The organism is Dietzia sp. DQ12-76 (genome assembly GCF_014145045.1).
Lineage (GTDB): Bacteria > Actinomycetota > Actinomycetes > Mycobacteriales > Mycobacteriaceae > Dietzia.
Map to the genome: position 1 here is coordinate 1 of NZ_JAALDV010000338.1, position 1,104 is coordinate 1,104.

The 1,104-nt window shown below is 71.6% G+C and carries 1 protein-coding gene and 1 pseudogene; one reads left to right on the top strand and one right to left on the bottom strand.

Annotated features, from left to right (window positions below):
- On the bottom strand, positions 1–614 hold a 614-nt coding region (locus tag G6019_RS11710), incomplete at its 3' end, for a succinate dehydrogenase (protein ID WP_309230217.1).
- Positions 615–814: 200 nt separating this feature from the next.
- Between G6019_RS11710 and G6019_RS11715 the strand changes: the two are divergent.
- Positions 815–1,104: pseudogene (locus G6019_RS11715) on the top strand (signal recognition particle-docking protein FtsY); the annotation flags it as partial.

A 1,104-nucleotide genomic window follows, 5' to 3' on the forward strand; every position in this document is an offset into this window, starting at 1 on the left:
GCCTGGACGGCGATCGGGATCATGGCGTTGCCCACCAGGACGGCGACAGCGGCGACCCCACCGACGACCGTCACCGCCGCGCGACTCCGGACCCCCGTCACGCCGAGGTCCCCCGCCGCCGTCCGCACGCCGTGCGCCACGTGCACCGCGAGCAGAGCCATGGTGATCCCGTAGAACGCCGCCACCCAGGGCCTGGCGAAGCTGGCCACGAGGTTGGCGTACGGCGACCCGGGGACGAACGAGTCACTGGCCGCAGGAGGCGTGCCGGTGGTCATGTCCAGGACATGGAAGACCACGAACAGCAGCAGCACCACACCGGTCAGCATCATGGTCCGGGCGCCGAAGGAGGTCGGGGTCAGGCCGGCGCGACGACGACGGGGGCCCGCCGCCGCCCGCGAGCGACGCACGAGCAACACGGAACACCCGATGTGCGCCACCAGGCTCAGCACCAGCACCACTCTCAGGCCCCACAACACGCCCTCGTGGGGGACCAGCGGGTAGAGCAGGGTCCGCAACCACTCGGCGTACCCGTCGAATCCGGCCGCGCCGCCGAAGACCTTGAGGTTGCCGATCATGTGCACGACGACGAACGAGGTGAAGATCAGACCCGTCACGGCTAGGACAGTCTTCGCCGCCCAGGTGGGGACGGCGTGGGCGCGCCGGAGGTGTGGTCTCCGGGCCCCGGCCGGCTCGTGCGGAGCAGCGACCTCGGTCACGCGCGGACACCTCCTTACGGGAACGCGCGCCAGTCTAGGGCCGCCCTCGACACCCGGGGCCGGGATGAGGACGGGGGGCGTCGTCCATACTGGGCACCGTGAACACCACCTGGATCGTCATCGCCGTCGTCGCCGTCCTGTTGCTCGCCCTCCTGGCACTGGTCGTGGGCCTGCAGCTGCGCAAGAGGCGACAGATCTCCCTGAGCAGGCCCGAGGAGCGCAGGGAACTCACCCGCGAGGAGCGCTCGGGCAACTACCAGGCGGGGACCGGCTTCTCGTTCACGGAGGCGGGTGGGACCGCCACCGCGGCACCCCCGAGGGAACCCCTGCCACGTCAGACGCCCCCTCCGGTCCACACGACTCCGCCCGTCGGCGCGACCCCGCCCGT